22 protein-coding genes and 1 pseudogene are annotated in these 20,397 nt (G+C 68.7%); 11 read left to right on the forward strand and 12 right to left on the reverse strand.

What is annotated here, in order from left to right; all coding sequences use genetic code 11:
• Nucleotides 1-26: 26 nt before the first annotated feature.
• The 7 genes from FLL47_RS23635 to FLL47_RS23665 all read right to left on the reverse strand — a co-directional run bounded on the left by FLL47_RS23635 (nt 27) and on the right by FLL47_RS23665 (nt 8,451).
• Complete coding sequence (locus FLL47_RS23635; RefSeq protein ID WP_144122758.1) at nt 27-1,490, reverse strand: alpha-N-arabinofuranosidase; 1,464 nt, start codon at nt 1,488-1,490, stop codon at nt 27-29.
• Complete coding sequence (locus tag FLL47_RS23640) at nt 1,487-3,505, reverse strand: beta-galactosidase (protein WP_222106163.1); 2,019 nt, start codon at nt 3,503-3,505, stop codon at nt 1,487-1,489. Before FLL47_RS23640 ends, FLL47_RS23635 begins: the two co-directional genes overlap by 4 nt.
• The gene (locus FLL47_RS23645) at nt 3,502-4,080 is read right to left on the reverse strand and encodes a hypothetical protein (protein WP_144122759.1); all 579 of its coding nucleotides are present in this window, start codon (nt 4,078-4,080) and stop codon (nt 3,502-3,504) included. Before FLL47_RS23645 ends, FLL47_RS23640 begins: the two co-directional genes overlap by 4 nt.
• On the reverse strand, nt 4,077-5,000 hold the full coding sequence (locus FLL47_RS23650) for a carbohydrate ABC transporter permease (protein WP_144122760.1): 924 nt from the start codon (nt 4,998-5,000) through the stop codon (nt 4,077-4,079). The genes FLL47_RS23645 and FLL47_RS23650 overlap by 4 nt, the downstream gene beginning before the upstream one ends.
• The gene (locus FLL47_RS23655) at nt 4,997-5,803 is read right to left on the reverse strand and encodes a carbohydrate ABC transporter permease (protein ID WP_246158507.1); all 807 of its coding nucleotides are present in this window, start codon (nt 5,801-5,803) and stop codon (nt 4,997-4,999) included. The genes FLL47_RS23650 and FLL47_RS23655 overlap by 4 nt, the downstream gene beginning before the upstream one ends.
• 269 nt (nt 5,804-6,072) lie before the next feature.
• The gene (locus FLL47_RS23660; RefSeq protein ID WP_144122762.1) at nt 6,073-7,362 is read right to left on the reverse strand and encodes an ABC transporter substrate-binding protein; all 1,290 of its coding nucleotides are present in this window, start codon (nt 7,360-7,362) and stop codon (nt 6,073-6,075) included.
• 369 nt (nt 7,363-7,731) lie between these two features.
• Nucleotides 7,732-8,451, reverse strand: a complete 720-nt coding sequence (locus FLL47_RS23665; RefSeq protein WP_144122763.1) for an ester cyclase — start codon at nt 8,449-8,451, stop codon at nt 7,732-7,734.
• Nucleotides 8,452-8,693: 242 nt separating this feature from the next.
• On the opposite strand from FLL47_RS23665, the gene FLL47_RS23670 reads away from it, so the two are divergent.
• Nucleotides 8,694-9,098 carry an SHOCT domain-containing protein gene (locus FLL47_RS23670; RefSeq protein ID WP_144122764.1) on the forward strand — a complete coding sequence of 135 codons (405 nt, stop codon included), beginning with the start codon at nt 8,694-8,696 and terminating at the stop codon, nt 9,096-9,098.
• Between the two features lie 5 nt (nt 9,099-9,103).
• Here FLL47_RS23670 and FLL47_RS23675 read toward each other — a convergent pair whose 3' ends face one another.
• A complete protein-coding gene (locus FLL47_RS23675; protein ID WP_186315873.1) occupies nt 9,104-9,244 on the reverse strand; it encodes a hypothetical protein in 141 nt (46 codons plus the stop codon).
• 132 nt (nt 9,245-9,376) lie between these two features.
• On the opposite strand from FLL47_RS23675, the gene FLL47_RS23680 reads away from it, so the two are divergent.
• The 3 genes and pseudogenes from FLL47_RS23680 (at nt 9,377) to FLL47_RS44185 (ending at nt 11,028) form a co-directional block, all read left to right on the forward strand.
• Nucleotides 9,377-10,357: a hypothetical protein gene (locus FLL47_RS23680; protein WP_144122765.1), complete on the forward strand. Its 981-nt coding sequence runs from the start codon at nt 9,377-9,379 to the stop codon at nt 10,355-10,357.
• A 103-nt stretch (nt 10,358-10,460) separates the two neighbouring features.
• Nucleotides 10,461-10,580: pseudogene (locus FLL47_RS45215) on the forward strand (sigma factor); the annotation flags it as partial.
• An 88-nt stretch (nt 10,581-10,668) separates the two neighbouring features.
• The gene (locus FLL47_RS44185) at nt 10,669-11,028 is read left to right on the forward strand and encodes a sigma-70 family RNA polymerase sigma factor family protein (protein ID WP_246158508.1); all 360 of its coding nucleotides are present in this window, start codon (nt 10,669-10,671) and stop codon (nt 11,026-11,028) included.
• Nucleotides 11,029-11,057: 29 nt separating this feature from the next.
• Here the strand turns inward: FLL47_RS44185 and FLL47_RS23690 are convergent, their stop codons facing one another.
• Nucleotides 11,058-13,697, reverse strand: a complete 2,640-nt coding sequence (locus FLL47_RS23690) for an MGH1-like glycoside hydrolase domain-containing protein (RefSeq protein WP_186315874.1) — start codon at nt 13,695-13,697, stop codon at nt 11,058-11,060.
• 146 nt (nt 13,698-13,843) lie between these two features.
• Between FLL47_RS23690 and FLL47_RS23695 the strand changes: the two genes are divergently transcribed.
• Both FLL47_RS23695 and FLL47_RS23700 read left to right on the forward strand, forming a co-directional pair.
• Nucleotides 13,844-14,377 carry a GNAT family N-acetyltransferase gene (locus FLL47_RS23695; protein WP_144122766.1) on the forward strand — a complete coding sequence of 178 codons (534 nt, stop codon included), beginning with the start codon at nt 13,844-13,846 and terminating at the stop codon, nt 14,375-14,377.
• A 236-nt stretch (nt 14,378-14,613) separates the two neighbouring features.
• Complete coding sequence (locus FLL47_RS23700; protein ID WP_144122767.1) at nt 14,614-14,811, forward strand: hypothetical protein; 198 nt, start codon at nt 14,614-14,616, stop codon at nt 14,809-14,811.
• Nucleotides 14,812-14,860: 49 nt separating this feature from the next.
• Here the strand turns inward: FLL47_RS23700 and FLL47_RS23705 are convergent, their stop codons facing one another.
• Nucleotides 14,861-15,049: a hypothetical protein gene (locus FLL47_RS23705; protein ID WP_144122768.1), complete on the reverse strand. Its 189-nt coding sequence runs from the start codon at nt 15,047-15,049 to the stop codon at nt 14,861-14,863.
• Between the two features lie 102 nt (nt 15,050-15,151).
• Complete coding sequence (locus FLL47_RS23710; protein ID WP_222106165.1) at nt 15,152-15,814, reverse strand: suppressor of fused domain protein; 663 nt, start codon at nt 15,812-15,814, stop codon at nt 15,152-15,154.
• A gap of 222 nt (nt 15,815-16,036) precedes the next feature.
• Between FLL47_RS23710 and FLL47_RS23715 the strand changes: the two genes are divergently transcribed.
• The 4 genes from FLL47_RS23715 to FLL47_RS23730 all read left to right on the forward strand — a co-directional run bounded on the left by FLL47_RS23715 (nt 16,037) and on the right by FLL47_RS23730 (nt 18,737).
• Entirely contained in the window at nt 16,037-16,750 is a 714-nt protein-coding gene (locus FLL47_RS23715; protein ID WP_144122769.1) for an SMI1/KNR4 family protein, read from the forward strand.
• Complete coding sequence (locus FLL47_RS23720; protein WP_246158551.1) at nt 16,740-17,330, forward strand: DUF4240 domain-containing protein; 591 nt, start codon at nt 16,740-16,742, stop codon at nt 17,328-17,330. The genes FLL47_RS23715 and FLL47_RS23720 overlap by 11 nt, the downstream gene beginning before the upstream one ends.
• Before the next feature lie 80 nt (nt 17,331-17,410).
• On the forward strand, nt 17,411-18,088 hold the full coding sequence (locus FLL47_RS23725) for an SDR family oxidoreductase (protein WP_144122997.1): 678 nt from the start codon (nt 17,411-17,413) through the stop codon (nt 18,086-18,088).
• A 310-nt stretch (nt 18,089-18,398) separates the two neighbouring features.
• The gene (locus FLL47_RS23730; RefSeq protein WP_246158510.1) at nt 18,399-18,737 is read left to right on the forward strand and encodes a VOC family protein; all 339 of its coding nucleotides are present in this window, start codon (nt 18,399-18,401) and stop codon (nt 18,735-18,737) included.
• A 176-nt stretch (nt 18,738-18,913) separates the two neighbouring features.
• On the opposite strand, the gene FLL47_RS23735 is transcribed toward FLL47_RS23730, so the two are convergent.
• Complete coding sequence (locus FLL47_RS23735; RefSeq protein ID WP_144122771.1) at nt 18,914-19,360, reverse strand: Lrp/AsnC family transcriptional regulator; 447 nt, start codon at nt 19,358-19,360, stop codon at nt 18,914-18,916.
• A 106-nt stretch (nt 19,361-19,466) separates the two neighbouring features.
• On the opposite strand from FLL47_RS23735, the gene FLL47_RS23740 reads away from it, so the two are divergent.
• On the forward strand, nt 19,467-20,396 hold the full coding sequence (locus tag FLL47_RS23740) for an SMP-30/gluconolactonase/LRE family protein (protein WP_144122772.1): 930 nt from the start codon (nt 19,467-19,469) through the stop codon (nt 20,394-20,396).
• Nucleotide 20,397 lies beyond the last annotated feature (1 nt).

Below are 20,397 nucleotides of genomic sequence, written 5' to 3' on the forward strand. Positions count from 1 at the left end.
GTGATTCGGTGACGGTCGGCGGCACGTTAGGCGACCCGCATCGTGACGATGCTCCGCGGGGGCACGGTGAAGCGCAGCCGCGATCCCTCGATCTGGTATTCCTCGAAGTCGGCGGGCTGCACCGTGTCCGGAGCGTCGAACGTGTTGTGGCTGGCAGCGCTCTGGCCGGTCAGGATCCGGGCGCGGTGCACGGTCGCGACGCGGCCGGGCAGCTCGACGTCGGCCGCGATGTCGGCGTCCAGGCCCGCGTTGGTCACGGAGATGGTGTGCGCGTCGTCTTTCCACGAGACCGTGTAGTCGCCGTGTGCGCCGATCGTGCCGGGCGCGTCGCCCGGCGCGGGTCGGGCGTCGACGAACCATGCGTCGTGGTGGTCGGTGTACAGATCGAACGCCCAATACGTCGGTGTTCTGATCATGTCGGGGCCGTCGGTGAGCAGCATCGCCTGCAAGACGTTGACCATCTGGGCGATGTTCGTCATCCGGACCCGGTCGGCGTGCCGGTGGAACATGTTGAAGTTCAGCGCCGCGACCACGGCGTCGCGGATCGTGTTCTGCTGGTGCAGGAACCCGGGATTCGTGCCGGGGGTCGGGTCGTACCAGGTCCCCCACTCGTCGACGATCAGACCTACGCGCTTGGCCGGGTCGTGCCGGTCCATGATGGCCGAGTGGCGTTCGAGCAGGGTCGCCATCTTCCTGGTGCGGTCGATGGTGTCATACCATTCGCGCTCGCCGAAGTCGGTCGCCGATCCCTTGGCCTCCCAGTCGCCGCTCGGGATCGTGTAGTAGTGCAGGCTCAGCCCGTCCATGAGCGAGCCGGCGGTCGCCATCAGCACCTCGGTCCACTCGTAGTCGTCGTTGTTCGGCCCACACGCGATCTTGTAGATCGGGTGCTCGCCGTACCGGCGCACATAGGTCTGGTACTGCCGGTAGTGGTTGGCGTAGTGCAGTGGTGTCATGTGCCCGCCGCAGCCCCAGTTCTCGTTGCCGACGCCGAAGTAGGGCAGCCGCCACGGCTGCTCGCGCCCGTGCCGCTTGCGCAGGTCGGCCATCGGGGAGGTGCCGTCGAGCGTGATGTACTCGACCCAGTCCCGCATCTCGGCGACGCTGCCGCTGCCGACGTTGCCCGTGATGTAGGCCTCGGCGTCGAGCTGGTGGAGCAGCTCGAAGTACTCGTGGGTGCCGAAGGCGTTGGACTCGACGACCCCACCCCAGTGCGAGTTGATCATCGTGGCACGCTCGGACCGCGGCCCGATGCCGCGTTGCCAGTGGTACTCGTCGGCGAAGCAGCCTCCCGGCCACCGCACGAGTGGGACCTTGATGGCACGCAGCGCCGCCACCACGTCGGACCGGATGCCGTTGCGGTTGGCGATCGGCGAGCCCTCGCCGACCCAGAGTCCCTCGTAGATGCACCGACCCAGGTGCTCGGCGAACTGGCCGTAGATCCGCCGGTCGATACGGTGGGTCCGGGCACCTTCCCCAACGGTGATCACGGTGACTCCTCTGAGGTGGGCACATGCAGAAAGGCGAAGCCGTCGGGCTCCAGAACGACGTGTCGGACCTCGGCGTGGGCGAGCACGTCGGTGCCGCCGACGGCGATCGTCACGGATCGCTCGCCGTGGTTGACGAGTGTGACCAGGTCGCCCCGCCGGGCCGCCTCGACGAAAGGCGGCAGGCCCTCGACGACCGGCCGGACCCCGGTCAGCTCGATCAGTCCGTCCACCAGGTGCTGCGTACCCTGCTCGTCGGGGATCGTCGCCAGGTACAGCGCGCGGCCGGTGCCCACCGTGCGGCTGGTCATGGCCGGCGCCCCGGTGCCGAACACAGCCACCACCTCGGCGTCGACGGCGTGGATCTCCTCGGCCAGCAGTGTGCCCACCGCGGTGCCGCGCGCGTCGGTGAACGGTGCCGTCCGCTCCCCCACGCCGACGCCGCCGGGCGGGACGAGCACGCCGAAGTCGGTCAGGCGGATGCCGAGCAGTGGGCCGAGCTGGGTGAGGAAGCCGCCGGGACGGAACCGGTCGTGCTCGTCGACGATGTCGGAGAAGGGGGTCACCAGCAGTGTTCCGCCCCCTTCGACGAACGACGCCAGCGTGGCCGCGCCGGCCTCCCGCAGCAGGTACAGCTGGGGCGCGATCACCAGGTCGTAGCCGTCGTCGACGCGTTCGGCGGCGACGATGTCGACCATCAGATGCCGGCGGTGCAGTGCCCGGTACCAGCGGCGGACCAGCTCCAGGTAGTCCAGCGTGGTCGGGTGGTCCCGTTCCTCGACGGCCCACCAGTTCTCCCAGTCGAAGACCAGTGCCACCCGCGCGTCGCGCCCGGGTGGCGGCAACGCGGGCAGGGCGGCGATGGTCTCGCCCAGTGTCACGACGTCGCGCCACGTCCGGGTGCCGGTGCCCGCGTGCGGCAGCATCGCGGAGTGGAACTTCTCGCTGCCCGCGCGGGACTGCCGCCACTGGAAGAACATGATGCCGTCGGCGCCGCGGCCGATGCACTGGGCGGTCTCCGCGGCCAGCCGGCCGGGGCGCTTGCCCAGGTTGAACGGCCGCCAGCTGACGGCATCGGCCGCCTGCTCCATGAGCAGCCACGGCACGCCCGGCTTGAGGCTGCGCATCAGGTCGCGCTGGAATGCCGCGTGACGCACCGCGTGCGGGTCGGCCGGATCCGGGTAGCAGTCGTCGGCGATCACGTCGAGGTGCGGCGCCCACCGGGCGTAGTCGGCGGGTTTGAACGGCCCCATGAGGTTCGTGGTGATCGGCTGGCCGGCCCCGGCGTCACGGAGGATGCGCCGCTCCGCCAGGTAGCACTGCAGCCACATGTCGGAGGTGAACCGGCGGAAGTCCAGCATCGCCGCCGGGTTGCGGCTGTACGGCGCCTTACGCGGCGGGAAGACCTCGTCGAAGTCGTGGTAGCGCTGGGACCAGAAGTCGGTGCCCCAGGCGTCGTTGAGCGCGTCGATGCCGTCGTACGCGTCGCGCAGCCAGTCCCGGAACGCGTCGCGGGCGGCGTCGGAGAAGTCCATCGGCAGGTGGCAGCCGAACTCGTTGCCCACATGCCACAGGACCACGGCCGGGTGGTCGGCGTACCGCTCGGCGATCCGGCGCACCAGCCGCCCGGCGAGTTGGCGGTAGCGCGGTGACGACGGCGCGAAGTGCTGCCGGCTGCCCGGCCAGAAGCGCGCGCCGTTCTCGTCGCTCGGCAGGATCTCGGGGTAGCGGTTGCTGACCCACGGTGGAGGCGACGCGGTCGCGGTGGCGAGGTTGACCCCGATCCCGCCGTCATGGAGCAGGTCGAGGATCCGGTCGAGCCACGCGAAGTCGAAGCTCTGCTCGGTCGGCTGGATTCTCGCCCAGGCGAAGATGCCGACGCTGACGCAGGTCACGCCTGCCTGTCGCATGAGGGCGACGTCCTCGGGCCAGACGTCGGCCGGCCACTGCTCGGGGTTGTAGTCGGCGCCGTAGAGCACCCCGCCGAGCGCCCGGCGCCGGTCACGTGCCGCGGTCACGGCACGCGTCCGCGCGAGCGGTGCTGCACGGCGACGACCGCGAACGCGACCACGCCGAGCGACGGGACGAGCAGCGGCAGGTACTGCCAGGTCAGCACTGCGGTGAGGGCTACTGCGACGAATATGTGCAGGGCCGCCGCCAGGTCGGCGTCCAGTTGGTCGCGCAGCCCGCGGACTGCGGACCGCCATCCGCCGTCGCGGGTCCACGCTCCGGCCGCCATCACGACGGCGGTCGCGATGACGCCGAGGGCGAGCCAGCCGACGACCGCCATCACAGCGCCCGCCGGTGTCGGGTCGGCGCCCGCGAGTCCGATCGCGAGCACGGCTGCGGTGGCTGCGAACAGCGCTGCCAGCGCGAGCACCGCACCACCTGCGGCGGCCGCCCGGGCGTCACGCCATAGCGCGGCGAGAGGGGATCCCTCGTCGTCGACGTAGCGCCGCAGGTGGCCGATGCCGGCGGCCAGCGCAGCGGGCAGCGTCAGCACCGGCAGTGCGAGCAGCCCGACGACGATGCCCGTCAGCAGCACCTCGCCGAGCAGCGCGAAGCCCTCACCGGTCGAAAGCCTGGCTTTCATCCCTTCAGGCCTTGGGTGGCGACGCCCCGGATCAGCATCCGCTGGAAGATCAGGAAGAAGAGCAGCACCGGGATCAGGGACAGCAGGGACGCGGCGACGGTGGCGCCGTAGTCGGAGGTGCTGGTCGCGTCGTTGTAGAGGCGCAGCGCGATCGGCAGGGTGTAGTTCTCCGGTGAGGTGAGGTAGATCAGCGGCCCGAGGAAGTCGTTCCAGGTCCAGATGAAGCTGAAGATCCCGCCCGTGACCAGCGCCGGTCGCAGCAGCGGCACGATGATCGACCAGAAGATGCGAAGGTGTCCGGCGCCGTCGATGCGGGCCGCCTCGTCCAGTTCCCGCGGGATGTTGCGGATGAACTGCACCATGAGGAACACGAAGAACGCCTCCGTGCCGAGGAACTTGCCGATCAGCAGCGGGACGTAGGTGTCCAGCAGGTCCAGCTGGTTGAAGATGATGTACTGCGGGATGATGATCACGTGGAACGGCAGGAGCAGCGTTCCGATCATCGCGGCGAAGAAGATCCCGGAGCCCTTGAACGCCACGCGGGCGAAGGCGTATCCGGCCAGCGCGCTGGAGCCCAGCGTACCGACCACGGCCAGGGACGCCACGATCAGCGAGTTGAGAGCGTAGCGCCACAGCGGGATGCCCGCGATGCCGTCCCAGACCCGGGCGTAGTTGTCCAGCGTCGGCGCCCACGGCAGCAGACCGCTGTTGCGGCCGAACTCACTCGACGGCTTGAGCGTGGCGAAGAACAGCCAGACCAGGGGGTAGAGCACGACTGCGGCCAGCACGAGCAGCAGCAGATACCACACGATCGTGCTCGCCAGGCCGCGGCGGCGCCCGCGGCGCCGCACCGGACCGGCGTCAGGTGCCGTGATCTCGGCGGTCTCGTGTCCGGGCTGGACGTGCTCGACGGTGGTCACCGATTGTCTCCCGCGTAGTACACCCACGACCGGGCGGTCCGGAACATGATCGCTGCGATGATCGCGACGACGACCAGGACGATCCAGGCGATCGCCGCCGCGTAGCCCATCTGCATGTCGGCGAAGCCGCGCTTGTACATGTAGATCGTGATGAAGTTGAGCTGGCCGCCCGGGGCGCCCGAGCCGTTGGAGATGATGAACGCCGACCCGAACACCTGGAAGGCGTGGATGGTCTCCAGCAGCAGGTTGAAGAAGATGACCGGCGACAGCATCGGCACGGTCACCTTCCAGAACCGGTGGACCGGGCCGGCGCCGTCCACCTGCGCCGCCTCGTACAGCTCGGTGGGGACCTGCTTGAGCCCGGCCAGGAAGATGACCATCGGGGCGCCGAACTGCCAGACCACCAGGATGATCATCATCGGTATGGCCAGGTCGACGTCACCGACCCAGCCGCCCAGCTCGATACCCAGAACCTGCAGCGAGCTGTCGACCGGGCCGTCGCCGGCGAACATCGCCCGCCACACGATCGCGACCGAGACGCTGGCCCCGATGAGGCTGGGGGTGTAGAACGCCGATCGGAAGAACCCCGAGCCGCGGGTGATCGAGTTGAGCAGCAGCGCGATCGCCAACGCCGCGGCCAGCTTGACCGGCGTGCCGATGAGCACGTACTCGAGGGTCACCTTCGCCGAACGCAGGAAGACCGGATCGTCGGTGAACATCCGTACGAAGTTGCCGAACCCGACCCACTCCGGCGGGGTGAAGATGTCGTACCGGGTGAACGCCAGGTACAGCGAGACGGCCATCGGCCCGACGGTGAGGCCGAAGAACCCCACGAGCCACGGAGCCAGGAATCCGTACCCGGCGATCGTTTCGCGCCGTGCCGCCGCAGCAGCGCCCCCGGAGGTGCGGCGCCCCGGCTCGAGCGGCTGCTGCGCGTGGGGCGCTGCGGCCGCACGACGATCTGTCGTGCGGCCGGAGCCACGCGCCGTCGGCGTCCCCGCAGAAGTAGGGACTGTCACCATGTTCTCCGCTCGTTCAGGTCCGACGTGGGCGCGCGATCAGAGCCACCCGCCTACTTCTTGAGGATCGTGTCCATCTCGCTGAAGAACTGGTCCACCGCCTGCTCGACGGTGACCGTGCCCAGGCCGAGCTCCTCGCCCAGCTGCCGGAACTTCTCCTCGATGGAGCCGTAGCCCACCACGGGAACCGGCGGCGCCTGGCCCAGACGCTCCTTGATCGAGGTCTCGTAGTCGAGGATCTTCTGGGAGAGCGGGTCGAGCTTGACCCCGGCCAGGTGCGTCGAGGACGCCGGCAGCCCCCGGTTGGTGCCGAACACGGCACCCGCCTCCTGGCTGTTGACCAGGAAGTCGACCAGCAGCGCCGACGCCTCCGGGTGCTCGCTGTTGGCCGCGATGGCGTGCAGCATCGACGGCTTGAGGTACAGGTCCTTCGCGCCGGCCTTGGTCACGGGCGGGGCGGTCAGCGCCAGACCGCTCGCGGCGGCACCGAGGTCACCGGCATAGCCGGCACCGAAGTTGTCCCAGGTCAGTTCGCTTGTCGTCAGACCGGCGCCGAAGCCGGACTTGGGCGCCACCTCGAGCAGGCGCTTGGTCGGGATCGTCGCGCCGGTGCCCCGCACCTGCGCGCCCTTGCCCCAGAAGTCGGCCAGGTCCGCCTTGGTGAACTGCGGCGCGCCCGCGTCGTCGAACAGGTTCTTGCCGTTGGCCCGCAGGGAGATCTCGAAGTTCTGGATGCGTCCGGTCGGGTCGGTGCCGCCCCAGACCGAACCGCCGCCGGCCTTCGTCACCGAGCCCATCCACGTCGCGTACTCGTCCCACGACGTACCGCCCGTGTACGCACCGGCACCGGACTTGCTGATCAGAGCGGTGTTGGTGAACATCGCCCACGCGTTGGTGCCGATCGGCAGCGCGGTCGTCACGCCGTTGACGACGCCGATGCCCAGCGTCGACTCGGCGAACCCGTCGGTCTTGATGTACTTGCCCAGGTAGGGCTTCAGGTCGAGCAGGAGTTTGTTCTGCGAGTACTGGCGCAGGTACGCGTAGTCGAACTGCATCACGTCGGGCAGGTCACGGCCTGCGGCCTCGATCTGGCGCTTCTCCCAGAACTCCGGGAAGGGCAGGAAGGTGGAGTTGACGGTGATGTTCGGGTACTTCTCGTTGAACTTCGCGATCGCGTTCTTGTAGAAGCCGGCCCGGGTGTCGTTGCCCCAGAACGCGAGATCGAGGGTGACCGGTGCGTTCGGATCGAAGTCGGAGCTCGGCCCCTCGGGTTCGCCGCCGCAACCGGCGAGCAGCAGCGCCGCGCTCGCGACAGCCGCCATAGCGATTTTGAATCGTTTCATAAAAAGTGTCCTTTCTGGACGCACGGCTCCCGAGGGCAGCCGCCGAATCTGCCACGCCGCCCGGAAAGCGCTTGCTGGCCCACAGTAGTGAAGGCCTATGTCTTACACAAGAGCGGCCCGTAAGGACATAAACGCCCTGACTGGAGTCAAGGTGTGATGTATCCCGAACGTTGCAGAAACGAACGCCCCCCGAGCACGCATCGGATCAAGGTCAGCCACCGACGGCGCTCGCGGTAGGACTCCAACAGCCTCGGGTGCCTGCACGTCCGCCAATGTCGGTGGACGCACTTTCTCCCAGCTCGGCCATTCACGGATACCCGCACCGACGGTCCCGCAGTTCCCCCGGAAGATGCGCTCGATCCCGCTCGTTCATGACTGGGTTCGCATAGGTGAAGCTTCCGGGACAAGGCCGAGTTGCCGGTACAGGCTCAGGTTGTCCCAGTTCCACCACGCCTCCTTGACCTTGCCGTCCTCGAACCGGAAGATCGCGATGCCGGTCATGGTGCACTCCCGGCCCGTCGCTGCCACGCCCCGGAACTCGCCGTGGTGCATTCCCGCCCAGCTCCACCGGGTGGCCACCTCGTCGCCCTCGGCGACCTGTGCCCCGACGGTGAACTGGCAGTCGAACCCGCGGCGGTAGCCCTCCACCTGTGCGCGCAGTGCGTCGATGCCGACCGTTTCGCCCTCGCCGGCGGGGTCGTGGCCGAAGTAGTCGTCGGCGAACAGGTCCGGCAGCAGCTCCAGCCGGCCCTCGGAGGCGATCAGATCGAAGAACACCCGGGCGTTCATCTTGTTCAGCTGCTCGTCGCGGATGACGTCCAGGTTGGTGAAGGTCGGCGGCTCACCGCACAGCGCCACGATCTCATCGAAGATCCGGCTGGTCTCCGGCAGCTGCGAGTTGCGCATGGCCTCCTCGTACGACGGGAACTCGACGATCTCGAGGTAGTGGCCGGCATCGTCGCGATCGCGGCCGATGAGCGTGTGGGTGGCCGTTCGCTTGCCGACGGTCTGCGCGACCCACGTGTCCATGAGCCGGTTGAGGTCATCGGGACGTTCGGTCTTGCAGTCGATGATCTGCATGAATGTCATGGTGTGCCTCCCTGCTCCTGCTCCGGGACCGCGCACCTTGGCCGATACGCGGCCTCTCCCCAGGTTATGCCGTTGCGCCGGGGCGACCCTCCCGTGTGGCGGCTCGCCAGCCCGCACCAGCCGCAGAAATGGCCCTTCTGAGCCGTTTGGTCACATGGTTGCCGGATGTGCCATAGCGTGGAAAGGACCCGGTGACGACAGCCCTCCGGGTCATTGACCTTCGACGTCCGGGGAAGCAAATGATGACCTTGGCTCAGTCGTCGTTCGGCAACGGCGACTTTCTTCTCTGGATGTTCGAGTTCTTCCTGTTCGTGATCTGGTTCTGGCTGCTGATCATGATCTTCTCGGACCTCTTCCGAGATCACGCGATATCGGGCTGGGTGAAGGCACTGTGGGTCATCCTGCTCGTCTTCCTGCCTTTCCTGGGCATCCTCCTCTACGTCATCGTGCGTGGCCGAGGGATGGCCGAGCGCAGTCTGAAGCAGCAGCAGGCCATGAAGCAGCAGATGGACGCGCAGATCCGCTCCGCTGTCGGCACGGGCATGTCGCCCACCGACCAGATCGCGCAGGCCAAGTCCCTGCTCGACACGGGAGCGATCACCCAGGCCGAGTTCGATGCCCTCAAGGCCAAAGCGCTGGCGTCCTGAGCACTTCAGCCTCGTAGAGCCCGCACGGCGGTGGACGACATCGCGACCGGCTCCGGCCGGGCAGGCACGAACAACGCCGTCACGCCCGGCACCTCGTTCGTCGCGGCGAGTTCGTGCTCGTACAGGTAAGTGACCTGCTCGAACATGCGGCCGAGTTCGATGCGCGCAAGGCCTTGCCACGATCGTCCGGGTGCACCGGCTCCGATGACGGATGGCCACTGTGGACGGCAGACCGTAAAGTCACCGGCAGTCATGTCGCGCTGACCCGAGGATCGGCCATGTCGTCGAAGTTCGCGCCGTTCGCGCCCGCGGTCAACACCCTGGCAGCCGTGGCGGTGCTGGTCACTGCGGTGCCGCTGTTGGGCTGGCGTGCCGACACGGGCACCGCGCACAGCCATGCGGTGACCGGCTCGACGAGCTGGCTGCTCTGGCGGGGGGTCGGCGCCGCCAGCCTGCTGCTGTTCCTCGTCGTCGGCTCGCGCGGCGTGGCCCAGCTGCGACAGAGCCGGCGGGAGGCCGATCCGGCCGGCCGGCGGCGTATCACGGTGTTCACCTGGCTGGCGGCGCTCTTCGTGGCGGTCGCCGCCACCGGAGTCACCCTGGCCGCGCTCGCCGTGGCCGCGCGGCGTGAGCCGGTGCCGATCGGCTACGTCACCGTGCGGACCTCCGGCCTGGTCGCCATCGGCGCGCTCGCCCTGGTGCCATGGCTGGCGCAGGTGTGGCTGGTGCACGCGCGCACCCGTGACCTCGGCCTGGAGATCGAGCGGGTGTCGGCCGAACCCGCCCCGGCACAAACCGAGCCGTCGCCGCTGTATGCGCCGCTGCAGCAGCTCCTCGCGCTGTGGGAGGTGATCACGCGCTGTGTGCTGGCCTTCGCACTCGCCGTCGTCGCCGCCATCGTCACCACCGGAGCCATGCGCGGCGTCACGCTGGAGGCGTTCCCGCCCCAGAAGGACGGTCCAGATCCCTTCCCGTCTGTGCACGTGCTGCTCTACGGCGCGGCGTTCGCGTTCGTTCTGCTGCTGGTGACCGTGCCGATGCTCGCCGCATGGCGGGCCCGGGCCACCCTGGCGGTCGAGGCGATCGCGCCGATCCCGTCGACGCTGGCCGTCGATGCCGCATGGGACGAGCAGCGCCAGCGATGGGAAGGACTGCTGCAGTTGGACGTGTCACTGCTGCGCTCGCCGCTGACCGCGCTGAGCGCCTTCGTGCCGCTGGCCACCAGCGCCCTGGCCGCCTTCCTGCCCGAGCTGGCATAACAGGCCGCCGGGCGGGTGTGCTCGCACCACCGGCCAGGTCGCCGGTCCACCGGGCGGGTGTGCGGCCGTCCGGTAGGCCGAGGGCACGTCACGGCTCGGTCAGATGATCGTCTCGGAGCTGTACGGCGAGCTGCGTCCCACGGCGCTCGCCATCGCCTACCGGATGCTCGGCAGCGTCAGCGAGGCCGAGGACGTGGTGCAGGAGGCATTCCTGTGCACGCATCAGACGCTGCAGCGCGACGAGCTCTCGGCGGCAGCGAGAGGAACTGGCGCAGAGCTTCTTCGCCGCCGCCGGGCAGGGCGACCTGCGGGTGCTGGAGGAACTGCTGGCACAGGACGTGAGGTTGCACGCCGACGGCGGTGGCAAGGTGCCCGCGCTGGGTCGGCCGGTCGACGGCAGGCAGCGGGTGGCGCGGACCATGGCGGCCGGGATGTCGGCGTTGGCGCGCTTCGGCGCGCGGATCCAGCTGATCGAGGTCAACGGCGAGCCGGGCGCCATGGCGTTCGACGCGCAGGACCGGCTCGTCGGTGTCCTTGTGCTCGGCATCATCGACGGGCGGGTCCAGACGATCCACTCGATCGTCAATCCTGACAAGCTGCGGCACCTCGGCCAGGTCAGCGAGCTGGGCCTGCAGGTGAGAGGGGGTCGCCGACCCGGGCAGGACGCCTGACGCCGACGACCCCCTCCCGTTCAGGGTCGTCAGCGAAGGTGCGGGCGGCGGTCCGGGCGGCGGCCGAGGATCAGGTCGGCGACGAGCGCGGTCCAGCCGGTCTGGTGCGACGCGCCGAGCGCCGCGCCGTTGTCGCCGTGGAAATACTCCGGGTAGATCAGGCGGTCGCACCAGTCCGGGTGGGTCTGCAGCAGCTCGGTCCCGCCGTAGAGCGCCCGCCGGCCGTCCTGATCCCGCAGGAAGATGTCGATGATCCGCTCGGACAGGTCGTCGGCGATCTCGTCGAGTCGGCGCCGGGTCCCGGACCCGGTCGGATACTCGAACGTCGCCGAGTCCCCCAGGAAGTCTCCGAACTGTTTCAGGGCGCCGATCAGCAGGTAGTTCACCGGCATCCAGATCGGCCCGCGCCAGTTGGAGTTGCCGCCGAACGCGCCGATCGTGGACTCGGCCGGTTCGTAGTCGACGCTGTAGTCCTGTCCACCAAGGTTGACCACGAACGGTTCGGCGGCGTGGATGCGCGAGATGCTGCGCAGGCCGTACGGGCTGAGGAACTCGGCCTCGTCGAGCATCCGGGACATGATCGGCCCGAGCTGGTCCATGGTCACCATCGACAGCAGCCGGTGCCGGTCACCGGATCCGCTGGTCCGGTGCTCGCCGACGACGGCCGCGTACGCCGACTTGTGCTCGAGGAACCAGTTGACCCGGCCGACCAGCTCCGACAGCTGCCCGAACGTCCCCTCCCGCCACGTCACCGTCGCCACGAGCGGGATCAGGCCGACGATCGAGAACACCCGCATCGGGATCGGCTCTCCGCCACCGATCCGGATCGTGTCGCAGTAGAAGCCGTCCTTCTCGTTCCACAGCGTCCGCGCCGACGAGGCGATGTACGCGAAGTGCTCGAAGAACTTCGTCGCCATGTCCACGTAGCTGGGGTTCTGCACGGCGAGGCGGACGGCCATCTCGAGCAGGTTCGCCGCGTACATCGCCATCCAGCCGGTGCCGTCGGACTGTTCGAGCCGGCCGGCCACGGGCAGCGGCGCGGACCGGTCGAACGGGCCGATGTTGTCCAGGCCGAGGAAACCGCCCTCGAAGACGTTGTCGCCGTCGGCGTCCTTGCGGTTGACCCACCAGTTGAAGTTGAGCATCAGCTTGTGCATGATCCGTTCGAGGAAGCCGAAGTCACGGCCGCCGTCGAGGTCGAACACGCGCAGTGCCGCCCACGCGTGCACCGGCGGATTCACGTCACCGAACGCCCACTCGTACGCGGGGATCTGACCCTCGGGATGCATGTACCAGTCGCGGACGAGCAGGAGCAGCTGCTCTTTGGCGAACGCCGGATCGACGCGGGCTATCGCGACGCAGTGAAACGCCAGGTCCCACGCCGCGAACCACGGGTATTCCCAGGGGTCGGGCATGGAGATGACGTCGGCGGCGGCCATGTGCCACCAGGCGGAGTTGCGCCCGCTCAACCGCTCGGCCGGCGGCGTCAGGGTGGTCCGGTCCCCGCCCAGCCACAGGCCGACGTCGTAGCGGTAGTACTGCTTGCCCCACATCAGGCCGGCGATCGCACCGCGGACGACGCGAGCCTCCTCGTCGGTCGTCCCGGCCGGCATCAGGTCGGCGAAGAACGCGTCGGACTCGGCCCGCCGGTCGGCCATGACCTTCGTGAATCCCGCCCCGAGGTCGGTGGAGTCTTCGGCGGGCTGTGCCAGCCGCAACCGGATCCGGCGCGACTCACCGGCCGGGACCTCGAGCACGTAGTGCAACGCCGCCTTCGTACCGGTCATCGCCGGGTTGACGGTGTCGGCCCCACGGACGACGTGATCGTTGATGCCGTCCTTCGGGTACGCCGACCGGCCGGGCACGTTCCACAGCAGCTCGGTGTTGGTCTCGTTGTCGCAGAACAGCGCCGTCGGCGTACCGTCGCCGAGCAGTTCGATCGTGCCCAGGTCCTCGTGCTCGGCGGTGAGGCGGCCACCGCCTCCGGTGATCGTCGGCACCGCGTCGTGACCGGGCCGGCCCCAGGCCCAGGTGTTGCGGAACCACAGCGTCGGCAGGACGTGGATCGTCGCCGCGTCCGGCCCGCGGTTGGCGACCGTCACGACGATGCACATGTCGGTCGGGGACGCCTTCGCGTAGTCGGCGGTGACCGACCAGTACCGGTCGTCGGCGAAGACACCGGTGTCGAGCAGCTCGAACTCGGGCTCGTGCTTGCCCCGGCGGCCGTTGACCTCGACCAGTTCCCGATACGGGAACGCCGACTGCGGGTAGTGGTAGCGCCAGCTCATGTGGGAGTGGGTCGGGGTCGAATCCTCGTACCACCAGTAGTCCTTGACGTCCTCGCCGTGATTGCCCTCCGCGCCGGTGAGGCCGAACATGCGTTCCTTGAGGATCGGGTCCTGGCCGTTCCAGAGCGCGAGCGCGAAGCAGAACCGCTGGCCGTCGTCGCAGATGCCGGCCATGCCGTCTTCGTTCCAGCGGTAGGTCCGCGACCGGGCGTGCTCGTGTGGGAAGAAGGACCAGGCCTCGCCGGTCGCGCTGTAGTCCTCGCGCACCGTGCCCCAGGCGCGTTCGGACAGGTACGGCCCCCAGGCCCGCCACGGCAGCGCACCGGAATCGGCTTCGGCAAGTCGACCCTTTTCAGAGGTTAACTCAGATTTCGACGTCATTTGGCCATCATCGGCGATGACCGACAACGACATCACGGATTCACATCTTCCCGATCCCGCAGTTCACCGATGGCTCGCCAGATTCCCGATACGCCGGGCACGAGGTGCGCCGGAGCCCGGCGGGCAGCTGCCCGTAGCCTTCCCTGATGTCCACCGTCGTCTTCAGCACCGAGCGGCTATCGGTCCGGCCATTCGACCACGCCGACGCCGCCGCAGCCTTCGCGATGTGGTCGGACCCTGAGGTCTGCCGCTTCACCGGCGACGAACCACCCCGCGACGTCGAAGTCATCGTCGCCGACATTCCACGCTGGCAGGCGGTCGCCGACCGCGGCCCGGGCTGCGGATTCTGGGCCGTCACGACCCGCGATGGAGTGTTCGTCGGTGACGTCTGCGTGCGCCCGGTCAACGGCCCCGCCGGGGAGCACGAGGTCGGCTGGCACCTGGCCCGACCCCATTGGGGGCATGGCTACGCGACTGAGATCGCGCTAGGGGTGATGGCCCATGCCCGGCGCAACGGCATCGACCGGCTGGTGGCGCTCATCCACGCTGATCATGTGGCCTCACGCCGAGTCGCCGAGAAGGCCGGCATGGCCTTCGAAGGTCTGTCGGACCGCTACGACCCCGACGATCCACCTGTGGCGGTGTTCGCCGCACCGCCACCTGTCCACCCGCGATCGTGACGCCACTGCCAGGGCCCTGGCGATGCGGCCGGTTCACGACGGCCGCCGCTCTGCCAGGACTTGGATTTCGGCGCCGCGGCTGCGCGAGCTATTGCCGGAGTGGCCCTCCTGGCCGCCGACGCCTGACCGATTGCCCCCCAGCTGTTGCCGTCGAGCCCGGCCGGTAAACCTGATTGACCGCAGAATCATCCGAAAGAGTGTCCGCGATCGTAATACGACGATGGCACCCTTTCCCGATGACTGGATTTCTGAGCCTTGTGCAGCGGCGCGGTCTGTGGACCGCGTTCCTGCTGATGGCGGCGTATGCACCGTTCACAGCCTGGCTGACCGACGACGCCACGTGGTTCTTGAGCATCGTCGTCGCCGGCCTGGTCGCCACGGTGCTGATCGCCGACGACTTCGAGCGCAGCTCCCGCCGCGCCAGGCGCGACTGACGGCTCGCCCCGAGACTCGAGATCATGTCCGACGGCAGCAGAACCGGTTTCAGCGCTTCTGCGCCCGGTAGCGCTTGAGCAGCGCAGTGATCTTCTCGTGGTTCGCCTCACCGTTGAGCTCGGTGAGCAGTTCGTCGGGGCACAGCTCGTACAGTTCGCCCCACCAGCGACGGGCTCGGTTGTCCCAAATCCGGTAACCGCCGGGGACACCGCGGGCTACATACCGACGCCTGCTCAACGCACATCCCATCCGAGCAGCATCACGCCGCTGCTCCTGACCGGGTGGGCGCCGACCCACCGACTCCGACGTCACCGGCGTCGTCCATCCGCCCAGCCCGGATCATGATCGCCATGGATGCGGGTCGGACGCTGGTCCTCTTCGCAGACGGCTCGTGACGCGGCGCAGCAGGCCCGGCGAGTCGACGACTGATGCACGGTGCGGGTCGGTCGGCACGATCCCGGCCTGCTCCAGGCGTGATTCCAGCGCTTCCAGCCCGTTGGCGCGTTTGAACTGCCGCTCGGCCTTGGTGATCGGCAGCAGCCATAGCACCCGGATGTGCCCACCGTCTGGCAGTTGGCAGTCCTCCAAACTAGGGCCCCAGGGGTAGGGCAGGCTCACCAGAATGTGGTCGCAGGCGGAGCCGGATACCCAGGGCCGCCCGATGGGCACGGTGTGGCCGTGGTCCAGCGCGAAACTCCCACCGGACGCGTGATAGTAGGACAACATCGCCAGCGTCTGAACGTGCCGGTCCGATGCCTCCGGTGCGTGCAGCACGAACTCCAGCGCGTGACCATGGTGCTGAGTGGCCTCCCACAGGCCCGCGGTGACGTGGATCCAGCCGTACTCCCCCGGTGCCGGGCCCAGCCGGATCACATGGAAGCCGGGGACACGGCGGTGGATCGGGCCGTCCGGCGCACCCAGCACCATCGCCTCCCGCCCGGGAAAACGGGCACGCAGATGCTTGAGGAGATGGTTTGCGGAAGGCGTCAGGGCGTGATCCACCGCGACATCGTGCCACGGCCGCAGCCCGGCTGGGTCCTCTAGTCGTCGGTAGCCGCAAGCCGTGGAGCCTGCCGGGCCGCGCGATGTCGGCGGGTCGGGGCATGATGCGCGCGTGGAAATCACGTGGGATCGCTGGACGGCACTGGACGACGCCGAGGACCTGGACCAGATGCTGGTACGCCCCGCCATCCCCCTGTCCGACTGACGCCCCGAGAGGCCGGCATGCAGCACACCGACTGGTCCGGCGCACGCGAACGCGTCGAGTCCCTGAGCCGCCATCCCCACCGCGACGCGATCTTCGGCGCCGAAGACCACCAGATGCGCCTCGAACCCCCGCTCAGCGCCGACGAGCTCGACGACCTGGAGCGGCACCTCGGCGTGAGCCTGCCCGAGGACTACCGCACGTTCCTGACCCAGGTCTCGGCAGGCGGCGCCGGTCCGGCGTACGGCGTGTTTCCGGTCCGGCGCGACGACTCGGGCTCCTGGCGCTGGCACGGCGACGGCGCCGACATGACCCGGCACGACCTGGTCAAGGTGCCGTTCCAGGTGGACCGCCCGTACGGCGAGATCCTGGACCGGTTGGCCGACGAGTGCCCCGACGAGGAGGCATTCGACGAGATCGAGAACTTCGACACCGCCATGGAGCAGTGGCAGGAGCGGCTGTACGCGGTCCTCGCCGAGCCGGGGATGGACAGCGGTGCGATCTGCCTGGTGCACTACGGCTGCGCGCAGCGGGCCTGGCTGGTGGTCACCGGACCGGCCCGTGGGCAGATGTGGTGGGACCACCGGTGCGACGAGCATGACCTGGCGCCGATGCTCGGCGACGGCGACGAACCCGTCGGTTTCGGAGCGTGGTACCTGAACTGGCTGGCGTCGGCCGAGGAGAGAGCCGCCGGCCGGGCCATGCTGACACCCCGTGACGGCGATGGACGTTGACGGCTTCTGGAACGTCATCGGGGGTGCCCGGCGCCGCTGCGGCGGGGACTGGTCCGGTGTTCCCGCGATCGTGGCCAGGACGCTCAGCTGGCTGCCGACGGCTGAGATCGCCGACTTCGCGCAGCTGCACGACCGCTTCGAACACGAGGCGTACCGCGAGGACCTCCGGGCAGCCTGCTTTCTGATCAACGGCGGGTTCGACTCCGACGACGTGTTCCTCTACTTCCGCAACTGGCTGCTCGTGCAGGGCCGCGCGGTGTACGAGGCCGCGCTCGCCGACCCCGACAGCCTCGCCGACGTGCCCGCCGCGACGGCCGTGACCGCGACGGGCAACGACGTCGCCGACTGCCAGGAGTTCCTCCACGTCGCCGAGTGCGCCTGGGACCGCGTCACCGGCACCGAGGAGGAGGGCCTCTGGTACGAACTGGAGCGCCGGGAGTACCGGGTCATGCGAGATCGCGTGCCGCTTCCGGCCGGCCGTCCGATCAAGAGGACCGACCGGGGCCGGATGTTCGCGGCGCTGCCGCGCCTCACCGAGCTGTTCCACGACCGCGCCATGCGTAGCTTGCGCACCGGCTGAGCACCGGCCAGACGACCTCCGTCGTCGCCGCGGTGCCTGGATACGGCGAGTGTGGAAAGATCAGCCGGGTGGCGAGGACGATGCTGGTCACGGGTGCGACCGGCGGTATCGGCGCAGCCGTGGTAAGGGCCGCGACGGACCGCGGCTACCATGTGATGGCCGCCGGCCGAGACGCTGCACGACTCGATCAGGTGTGCGGCGGTGTACCAGGAACCAGCCCGGTGCTGCTTGATCTGCGAAACCCGGCCGACCTGCCTCAGCCACTGGCCGGGCTCGGTCGCCTGGACGCGGTGGTGCACTGCGCAGGAGTCGCCGACGTCGCGAGCGTCGAAGAGACGTCGTATTCGATGTGGTCGGAGACTTTGGCCGTCAACGTCGTGGCCGCCGCCGAACTCACGCGCGCCCTGTTACCCGCGCTGCGCGAAGCGGTCGGCCACGTCGTGTTCGTCAACGCCGCGCCGAACCTGCATGCCGTGCCTCGGTGGTCGGCCTACACAGCGAGCAAGGCCGCGCTGCGCGAGCTGGCCGATTCGCTGCGTGCGGAAGAAGCCCGCAACGGGCTGCGGGTGACCACGATCTACCCGGGCGGCACGGCGACGGAGCTGCTGCAGACGGTACGAGCCCAGTTTGGCAGGCCGTACCGCGCTGCCGACTGCATCCAGCCGGCAACGCTCGCATCAGTCGTGCTGACCGTCCTGGACATGCGCGACGATGCGTGCCTTCCGGAGGTGTCGGTACTGCCCATGCCCCGCCGGTAACTCCACGACGGCCGGACGTCGCGGCGTCGACCATGGCCAGGGCAAGTTCGGGCTTTGTCGCGAACAGCGAACTCCAAGACCTTCCAGGGCTACGGCTGGCAGACCAAGCGCCGGCTGGAGTACGAGGGCGTGTATCGAAAGCGCCGGTCACAGCCACCCGTTGCGCTGAGGCAGCGGTAAACCGCTACTTCAGCGGTGGATGTGGCGAGTACGGTGTCGCAGTGGCCGGTGATCGCGTGCAGCGGCGGCTCACGGGGACAGACGCGCGGACGCTAAGGAGCGAATGGTGCCAGGCGCTGTACTGCGAGGGGTGACTCTGGACTGTGCCGACCCGCAGACGCTGGCGGGCTTCTACGGTGCACTGACCGGGATGCGCGAACTGTTCAGTACGGACGAGTTCGTCGCTCTGACGGACGACTCCGGCTGTGATCTGGGGTTCCAGCGGGTTGACGGATACCGGGCTCCGCAGTGGCCCGGTCAGGACGTACCACAACAGTTCCACCTGGATTTCCGCGCTGACGACCTCGATGCGGTGGAAGAGCTGGCCCTGGAACTCGGCGCGGCCAAACCGGACCATCAGCCCGGCGACGGACGCTGGCGGGTACTGCTGGATCCTGCTGGCCACCCCTTCTGCCTGACGTCTACCTGACGTCACCGGCGCCGACAGGTGTCCCCCGTGAGACGCCGTGGCGCTCAGGCTTGGGCGAGCGGTTCATCAGCTGCCGGCCGCCTCGGAGCGGGCATGGCGTCAGATGTGCTGGTCACAGCCCCTCGTTGATGGCCGCTACCTGGGCGGTTGCCTCGGCGTCCTGGCAGAGCGATCTCCTACCTCACGTCGACCGGTCGTTCGAAGCAGCTCTCCAAGACGACGATGGTCTCGGTGCCGGTCACGCCGTCCACCGCGAAGATCTCGCGTAGCGTCGCCTGCAACTTTTCGGTGGTCGCGGTGCGGACCTTCACGAGCAGCGAGGCGGCTCCGGCGACGATGTGCGCCTCCTGGATGCCGGATATGGCCAGCAGCGCGTCGCGGGTGGGCTGGTCGCCCACCCATACGTTGGCGTTGACCATCACGAACGCGGACACGCCCTGGCCGACGGCGGCCGGGTCGACGTCGATGGTCGTACGGCGGATCACTGCACGTTCGCGCAGTTTGCGTACCCGGTCATGGGCCGAACCCGCAGACAGGCCCACCGCCCTGCCCAGCACGGCATAGGACTGTGTCGCGTCTTCCTGCAGCAGTTTGAGCAACTTGCGGTCGACCTCGTCCACCATACGAATCTCGCCTCCTCCGAATGTGATCCATACAACGCGCCCGTTGACCATACCAGGATCGGTGAGACTAGGCTCAAGTCGAACATCATCCAGAGGAGTCACGAGCATGAACCCCACGATCCCGGCCGAGTTCAAGCTGATCGACCAGCGGTTCGGCACCTGCGACGGCGACTTCGTCGTCGAACGCCTGCACACCGGCGCCCGCAAATCCGAAGGTCCGGCCTACTTCCCCGCGGGCCGCTACCTGGTGTGGAGCGACATCCCCAACGACCGGATGCTGCGCTGGGACGAGACCACCGGCGCTGTGGGCGTCTTCCGGCACGGCTCCGGGTACGCCAACGGCAACACCGTCGACCGGCAGGGCCGGCTGATCACCTGCGAGCAGGGCAACCGGCGCGTCACCCGGACCGAACACGACGGCACCGTCACCGTGCTCGCCGACCGCTACCAGGGCAAGCGTCTCAACAGCCCCAACGACGTCGTGGTCCGGGCCGACGGCACGATCTGGTTCACCGACCCGAGCTACGGCATCGGCGGCGACTACGAGGGCAACCGCGGCGACAGCGAGTTCGGTGACGCCTGCTACGTCTTCCGCCTCGACCCGGCGACCGGTGACCTCAGCATCGTCGCCGACGACTTCTGCCGCCCCAACGGGCTGGCGTTCTCCCCCGACGAGCAGCAGCTGTACATCGTCGACACCCGGCAGCAACCCAGCCACATCCGCGTGTTCGACGTGACCGCCGACGGACGTCTCACCGGCGGCGACATCTTCGCCACCTGCGATTTCGGGCGCTTCGACGGCATGCGTGTCGACGAGAAGGGACGGATCTGGGCGGCAGCCTGGGACGGGGTGCACTGCTTCGACACCGACGGGACCCTCATCGGCAAGCTGCTGCTGCCCGAGTCCGTCTCCAACCTCACCTTCGGTGGCCCGAAACTCAACCACCTGTTCATCACCGCCGGCGCGTCGGTGTACACGCTGCGGGTCACGTTCAACGGCACCCGCTATCCCCGGCCGACCGAGGCGGTGCAGTGAT

The organism is Catellatospora sichuanensis (assembly GCF_007483665.1).
Classification (GTDB): Bacteria; Actinomycetota; Actinomycetes; order Mycobacteriales; family Micromonosporaceae; genus Catellatospora; species Catellatospora sichuanensis.